The organism is Romboutsia sp., assembly GCF_035470145.1.
GTDB lineage: Bacteria > Bacillota > Clostridia > Peptostreptococcales > Peptostreptococcaceae > Romboutsia_D.
Genome location: NZ_DATIRC010000186.1, coordinates 1 through 7,452 on the forward strand (window position 1 = coordinate 1; position 7,452 = coordinate 7,452).

The following is a 7,452-nucleotide window of genomic DNA, read 5'->3' on the forward strand; positions in this document are numbered from 1 at the left end:
ATAACGAGAAGAAAAGAGCTAATGGAAGAATTACAAGCGATACTTGGAGAAGAAGTTCCTTTTATAACGTTATTAAATCAAGATGTAATAAATGTATATAATAAGAACTTTGGTGAAAATTGGGTTATGCAAAAAGGATTTGGAATTATAAATAGATTTTCTTTCTTAAATAATGATTCAGTTGTAGCATCAAGCAGCAAAGATAATAGCACTATATACAGAGGAGCAGGCATAGTTGCAGCAGGACTAGCTGCATTTATATATTTTAATAAAAAGAAAAGAGCATAAGAGATGAAAAAAAATAAGAAGTTTATAAATTACTTAATTTTAATATTTTTAGTTATAGTTATGAATTTCTTACTACCAAAATTGTTACCAGGAAATCCTTTAGCTTATATAGTAGGAGAAGATATAGGTATGCTAACAGCTCAAGAAAAAGCTCAGTTAATAAGTGATTATAATTTAGACAAACCTTTATATATTCAATTTATACAATATATAAAAAATATTATAACTCTTAATTTTGGAATGTCTTTTTCTAAAAAGCTACCTATATTTGATGTAGTAAAATCTGCTACACTATGGACTTTGCTATTATCAACCTTAAATATAATAATAAGTACCCTACTTGGATCTTATTTAGGATTGAAGTCTGCTATGAAGAAAAAAGAAAAAAGCTTAAAGATGAACTTATTTGTTTCATCTTTAAGCTGTTTTCCTTTATTTTGGATAAGTATGATTTTATTAGTATTATTTTCAGTTAAATTGACCATATTCCCAAGCTTTGGAGCTTATACAGTTTATGGAGATTTTAATATTATAACTAGATTATTAGATGTACTAACACATTTAATATTACCATTAACAGCTATGGTTATAACATCGATAAGCAGTTTTTATATACAAATGAGGGTCTCTGTACTTGAAGTGTTAAATGAAGATTATATATTTATGGCTAAAGTAAAGTCTATACCAGATGAAGTCATAAAGAAAAAGTATATACTTAGAAATTCTCTATTACCTGTGTTTACAATATTTATGCTAAACATTGGATATATATTTAGTGGATCTATAGTGGTGGAGAGTGTATTTTCATATCCAGGACTTGGAAAGATAATGTTTGATTCAATTATTGCAAGAGATTATCCACTTATACAATACTGTTTTTTAACTATATCGACTATGGTTATTCTTTCAAATTATATAGCTGATAAATTATATAAATATATAGACCCGAGAGTGGTGGATAAGGTATGAAAAATTACATAAAAAACTTAAGCAAATTTGAAAAAAGAGTATTAGGAGTAAGTTTTGCTATATTAAGCATGTTTATATTAATTGCAATATTTGCACAAGTACTTTCTCCATACAATCCTTATGAAAAAGTAAATCTTCCATTTTTAAAGCCAAGTAGTTCACACTTACTTGGAACTAATGATATTGGCCAAGACATACTTAGTGAAGTTATATATGGAACTAGAATTTCCTTACTTATAGGATTTATAAGTTCTATAATATCAATAGTAATAGCTGTAGTATTAGGATTGCGTGCAGGCTACTATGGAGGTAAAAGTGAAGATATAATAATGAGAATAACTGATTTTTTCTTAGTTATACCATTTTTACCTTTGGTTATACTTTTATCAGTATTTTTTAGAGGTAGCTATATAGGTATATCACTTATAATAGGACTTACATATTGGCCAAGTAGTGTTAGAATACTAAGATCTCAAGTAATTAAAATAAAAAATAAAGATTACATATTAAATATAAAATCAATGGGAGCAAGTGACTTTTATATACTTAGAAAATATATATTAAAGGAAATATTTCCAATAGTAGTATATAGATTTATGTTTTTAATAAAAGGTTCTATAATAACAGAATCATCACTTAGCTTTTTAGGACTTGGAAATCCAACTATCAAAAGTTGGGGAAGTATACTTTATTATGCACAAAGTAGAAATGTATTTTTAACTGATGCATGGATTTGGTGGATAGTTCCAACAGGTCTTTGTATATGTATATTAAGTATGTCCTTTGTTTTAATTGGATATATAGTTGAAAATTCACTATCACCTAAAAAGGAGGTGGCTTAATGAATTTGCTAGAAATAAGAGATATGAATATATTTTATGGAAACAAAGAAATAGTTAAAAATATTAGCTTTGATTTAGAGTATTCAAAGGTATTAGGAATAGTAGGTCAATCAGGAAGTGGGAAAAGTACTATTATATGGACTATAATGGGGATGATACAAAACTTAGGTGGAAGTTATAGTGGAACTATGAAGTTTGAAGGCAAAGAACTAAAGGGTAAGCCTACATGGGATAATATTTCAATAGTTCCTCAGCTTGCTATGAACTCTTTTAATCCTGTTGTTAAAATAAGTGAAACTGTAAATGAGTTATATAGATTTTCTAAGTTAAGTAAAAAAGAATTTGATGAAAAAGTGGGAAACTTGCTTAAAATGGTTAACTTAGATAAAGAAATGCTTAACTTATACCCACACCAATTAAGTGGAGGTATGAAGCAAAGACTCGCAATGGTTTGTGCCCTTTGCACAGATCCAAAGCTTTTAATATTAGATGAATCAACAACAGGACTAGATTTATTAGTAGAAGCTGAAATACTTTATTATTTAAAAAATATAAAAGAAAAATTAAATATATCTATAATATTTGTAAGTCATGACAAAAGATTAGTAGATGCATTTTGTGATGAAGTTTTATATATAAAAAATAAAAAAATTGCGAAAGCAGTTTAAGGTGATAAGATGAGCATATTAAAAATAGAAAACTTAAATAAGTCTTTTTATAGGATGGAAAATAATAAAAAAATAAAAAAGCAAGTACTAAAAAATATAAACCTTGAAATAAAGAAAAATGAAAGCATAGGGATAATTGGTAACAGTGGAAGTGGTAAAACTACTATAATAAAAATACTTTTCAACCTAGAAAGTGCAGATAGTGGAAATATATATTTTGAAAATCAAAATATATTAAATATAAAAGGCAAAAAAAGATCCAGTGTATATAAAAATATGGGACTAGTAATGCAAGACCCATACGCATCTTTATGTCCATACATGAAAGTTATAGATATAATAAGTGAACCAATAAAAATACATAAGATAGAAAATGAAATCAGTAAAATAAAAGAATATGTAAGTGAAATACTTACAAAGGTTCACTTAGACCCTAAAAATTATATAAACAAATATCCAAGTGAACTAAGTGGAGGAGAAAGGCAAAGGGTTGCTATTGCAAGAAGTATAGCTACAAATCCAAGTTTCTTAGTTTTAGATGAGCCAACTTCTATGATAGATGTTGATTCTAAAAATGGAGTACTAAGTTTATTAAATGAGCTTAAAGAAAAAGAAAAAATATCTATAATTTTAATAAGCCATGATATAAGTACAGTTTTAGACAATTGTGATAAAGTTGTAGTTGTAAAAAATGGCGAAATAATAGAAGCAAAATCTTGTGAAGAAATAAAAACTATTCAAGATAATGAATATACAAAAGAATTAATACTAGCTTCTAAAGATTTAACTAACTATTGGGAGTATTTACATAAAAAATCTTTAAAAGAAGCTTAAAAAAGTAGCTTTGCTTATTTGTATAAATTAATTATTATTTATGCAGTTCAGTATATAAAATAAATATCATATTAAATAAGCCTAACACTTAATATTTTGCAAGTGTTAGGCTTATTATAGTTGTGGATGTTGTTGTGAATATAATGATTTTAAAATAACTCATTCTTTAGTAAAAGTATTAATTATGTTATATGGTGGAAAACTTATATAAATACATAAATATAAAGGAGTACAACAATGCATCAAAAAAATACGAGTTTACAAGATAAATTTAAAAATATTGAAAAAAAGCTTAGTAAAAAATTAATAGGTCAAGAAAAGTTTTTAAATGAGTTATGTGATTACTTTAAATATAAAATTCAATCAGATGAAAAAGGAATAATACTATTAAGGGGAGAAAAAGATACAGCAAAAAAAACAAGTATAAGGTTAATGTTTAAATTTATGAAAGAATTACAACTAATAGAAAATGATTTTGTACAAGAAATAAACTTAGCATCTTATAATTTTAAATTAGGGTATAATGAATTTTTAACAGATCTGTATGATGTATTAAATGATAACTCGCAGTGCGTATTATTTAAAAATATAGAAAATACCACTGAAGAAATAATAAAAACATTAGAAAATATATCTCCAAATTCATGCTTTAATTTAGACGATAGTTATATTATAAAAAATAAATTTATGGTAGAAGCTGACAATCAAGACATTGATAAAATAAATAAATTAGTATGTCATAATAAATTTTTAGTATTTACACTAAATGAAAGTGAAGGGATTGAAAGTGAAGAAATAGTTGAAGATGCATTTATAAAAAAATTAGATAAAGTGCTGTACACAAAAAAATTAGATGAAAATGAACGTAATGTAGTTGTAAAAAGAAGAATATTAGAAAATATACAAAATTTAGAACATGATTTAAAGATAGATATAGTTTTAGATATAAACGATAATGATAAAAAAGATGAATACTTTGGAATATGTAAATACTTACAAGAAAACTATAGTCCGGATAGTAATTTTGGAATATCTGAATATGTTTCTTATAAACTAGATAATCCAATTAGAAACTTGATAAAAGTAGAAGAAATAGAAATGGAAAGTAAAGTAATTGTATATATAGAAAATAATGAAATATATTGTAAAACATATAATGAAGTATTTAATTTGAATAATTATACTACCCCAACATTAGAAGAAGCTAAATATAAATTAAAATCTATTATTGGAATGAAGGAATTAAAAACATTTATAGATAATGTAGAAAATAATTATAAAGTACAAAAAATAAGAGAAAGACTAGGACTTAAAACTTCTAATGTATCTATGAATATGATATTTGCAGGAAATGCAGGTACTGGTAAAACTAACGCAGCTAGAATTACGTATGAGTACTTAAATGCTCTAGGTATCTTATCAAAAGGCGTATATAGAGAAGTTAGCAAAGCTGACTTTGTAAGTGAAAGTACAAATGATACAGCAAAGAAAACTATAGATATAATAAATTCAGCAATAGGAGGAGTCTTATTTATAGATGAAGCATATTCCTTATGTGAAAGTGATGATGATAAAGTAGGAAAAGAAATAGTCGATGCACTTTTAAAAGGAATAGAAGATAATAGAGATGATTTAGTAGTAATATTTGCCGGTTATGAAAATGACATGGAAGAGTTTTTAAGTTTTAATCCAGGGCTTAAGTCAAGGTTTCCAAATGTAATACATTTTAAAGACTATAATCCAGTAGAAATGTATGAAATAGCATTGAAAATTGCAAAATCAAAAGGATATAGAATAGCGAAAAATATTAAAAATGATTTAATAGACTTATTTACAAGAAATCAAATAACAGGTAAAAATGATTTAGGAAATGCTAGGTTTGTAAGAAATATAGTTGAAAATGCAATACTTGATGCATCTAAAAAATATTTAACAGATAATGAAAAGCAAATAGATTTGCTAGAGAGAGATAACTTTAACTTTAAGGTTAAGACAAAGTTTAATTTAGAAGAAAAATTAAGTGAAATAATAGGACTTGAAGATGTTAAAAAGCTTTTAAGAAATCAATATAAGTTAATAGTAGCTCAAGAAAAAAGAAAATCAGCAGGGGTTAGTACAAAGATAGAGCAAAACTTAAATATGGTATTTGCAGGTAATCCAGGTACAGGAAAAACAAGTATAGCAAGATTAGTTGCAGAAATGCTAAATAGTATGGGTCTATTAAAAGTAGGTCAATTAATAGAAACTGATAGATCAAGCTTTGTATCAGAAATACCAGGAGAAACTTCTAAAAAGACAGAAGAAAAATTTAAAGAAGCTATTGGTGGGATACTATTTATAGATGAAGCATATACACTTGCTAATGATTCATTAGGTACAGAAGCTATAGAGACTCTTTTAAAATTAATAGAAGATCATTCAAGAGAAGTAATAGTAATACTTGCAGGCTATGAAGAAGAAATGGAAGATTTCTTTGATGTAAATATAGGTTTAAGATCAAGATTTCCACTTTGGACAACTTTTGAAGACTATAATCCAAATGAATTATTAGAAATGGCTATAAAATTAATAGAATCAAAAGGATTTAAATTATCTAAAAATGGATATACATCTCTTAAAAAGAGTTTTGTAGATATATATGAAAGCTCAGATGCACAATCTGGAAATGGTAGAATGGTTAGAAACTATGTTGAAAGTTTAATCAGAAATCAAAGTATAAGAATAGCAGAAGATGATATAAGTGTATATGAAATGAATTTAATAACTACTAAAGATATAGAAAAAATTAATGTATCAGAATATGAAAATGATTTTAATTTAGAAGAAAAATTAAAAAATTTAGTAGGAAATGAAAATGCTAAAGAATTTTTAAGAAACCAATATAAACTCATAAAAGCTAAAGAGAAAAGGGAAAAATTAGGGATAAGAACGGATATAAATAAATATATGAATATTGTTTTAACAGGAGAAATGGGAACCGGCAAAAAGACAGTACTTAATATATTAGCAAAGATGTATTATAGTAGGGGAATTGTAAAAGCTAAGACAGTTGTAGAAATGGATATAATGGAAGTAATATCAATGATTAATAAAGGCATGAAACTAGACGATATATTTAATAAATTCTTAGGTAAAGTTTTATTAATAGATAAATCAGATTTGATTTTAAATGAAAGTAATTATAAAGATGTAGTGGCTTCTTTAATAAAGTTTATAGATAAAAATAAAAATAAAATAGTAATTGCTTTATCAGGAGAAATAAATAATATGAGAAAATTAATATTATTTAATCCTTCTTTAAATTATAGATTTCCAGTATGGTTTGATTTAGAAGATTATAATGAAGAGTCTTTATTTAATATAGCTAAGTACTTGTTAAAAAATAAGGGATTTGTATTAGATAATAAAGCAGAGAGTGTATTAGATAGCGTAATAAGTGAAATATATAATAAGAATCTAAGTTTAAGAAATGGACTCATGATTAAAAACTATTTAGATAAGTTAATAAGAGTTCAAAGTGTAAGAATATGTGATGAAAAAGTTCCTCAAAAGGAAATAAATATAATAACATCAAAAGACCTTATAATAAGTAAAGAAAAGTTTATAAAAAAGAATAGTATTGAAATAAATAACACAATTACAAAATATGAAAAAGATATTAAACAAAATCATTATAGTCTATATAATTCAGCTTTAGGAGATGAACTTATAAAATTAAAAAATCTATATGATTTAAATGTTATAACAGCAGAAGAGTTTAAACTTTTAAAACAAAAACTTATAAATTTAAAATAAAAGATAAAGGGATATGCTCGCAAGGTACCTTTAAAAAACACTAAGGAAATAAAAAA

The 7,452-nt window shown here is 25.2% G+C and carries 6 protein-coding genes; all 6 read left to right on the forward strand.

Annotated elements, in window-relative coordinates; translation table 11 throughout:
• Positions 1-288, forward strand: a 288-nt coding sequence (locus VLM92_RS07880) for a hypothetical protein (protein WP_325275789.1), incomplete at its 5' end; no start/stop codon positions are given.
• Positions 289-291: 3 nt separating this feature from the next.
• Complete coding sequence (locus VLM92_RS07885) at positions 292-1,257, forward strand: ABC transporter permease (RefSeq protein WP_325275790.1); 966 nt, start codon at positions 292-294, stop codon at positions 1,255-1,257.
• Positions 1,254-2,099 (forward strand): ABC transporter permease, encoded by an 846-nt coding sequence (locus VLM92_RS07890; RefSeq protein ID WP_325275791.1) that lies wholly within the window; start codon positions 1,254-1,256, stop codon positions 2,097-2,099. The genes VLM92_RS07885 and VLM92_RS07890 overlap by 4 nt, the downstream gene beginning before the upstream one ends.
• Positions 2,099-2,767: a dipeptide/oligopeptide/nickel ABC transporter ATP-binding protein gene (locus VLM92_RS07895; RefSeq protein WP_325275792.1), complete on the forward strand. Its 669-nt coding sequence runs from the start codon at positions 2,099-2,101 to the stop codon at positions 2,765-2,767. Before VLM92_RS07890 ends, VLM92_RS07895 begins: the two co-directional genes overlap by 1 nt.
• Positions 2,768-2,776: 9 nt before the next feature.
• Positions 2,777-3,601 (forward strand): dipeptide/oligopeptide/nickel ABC transporter ATP-binding protein, encoded by an 825-nt coding sequence (locus tag VLM92_RS07900; RefSeq protein WP_325275793.1) that lies wholly within the window; start codon positions 2,777-2,779, stop codon positions 3,599-3,601.
• A gap of 237 nt (positions 3,602-3,838) precedes the next feature.
• Entirely contained in the window at positions 3,839-7,396 is a 3,558-nt protein-coding gene (locus VLM92_RS07905) for an AAA family ATPase (RefSeq protein WP_325275794.1), read from the forward strand.
• Positions 7,397-7,452: the final 56 nt, after the last annotated feature.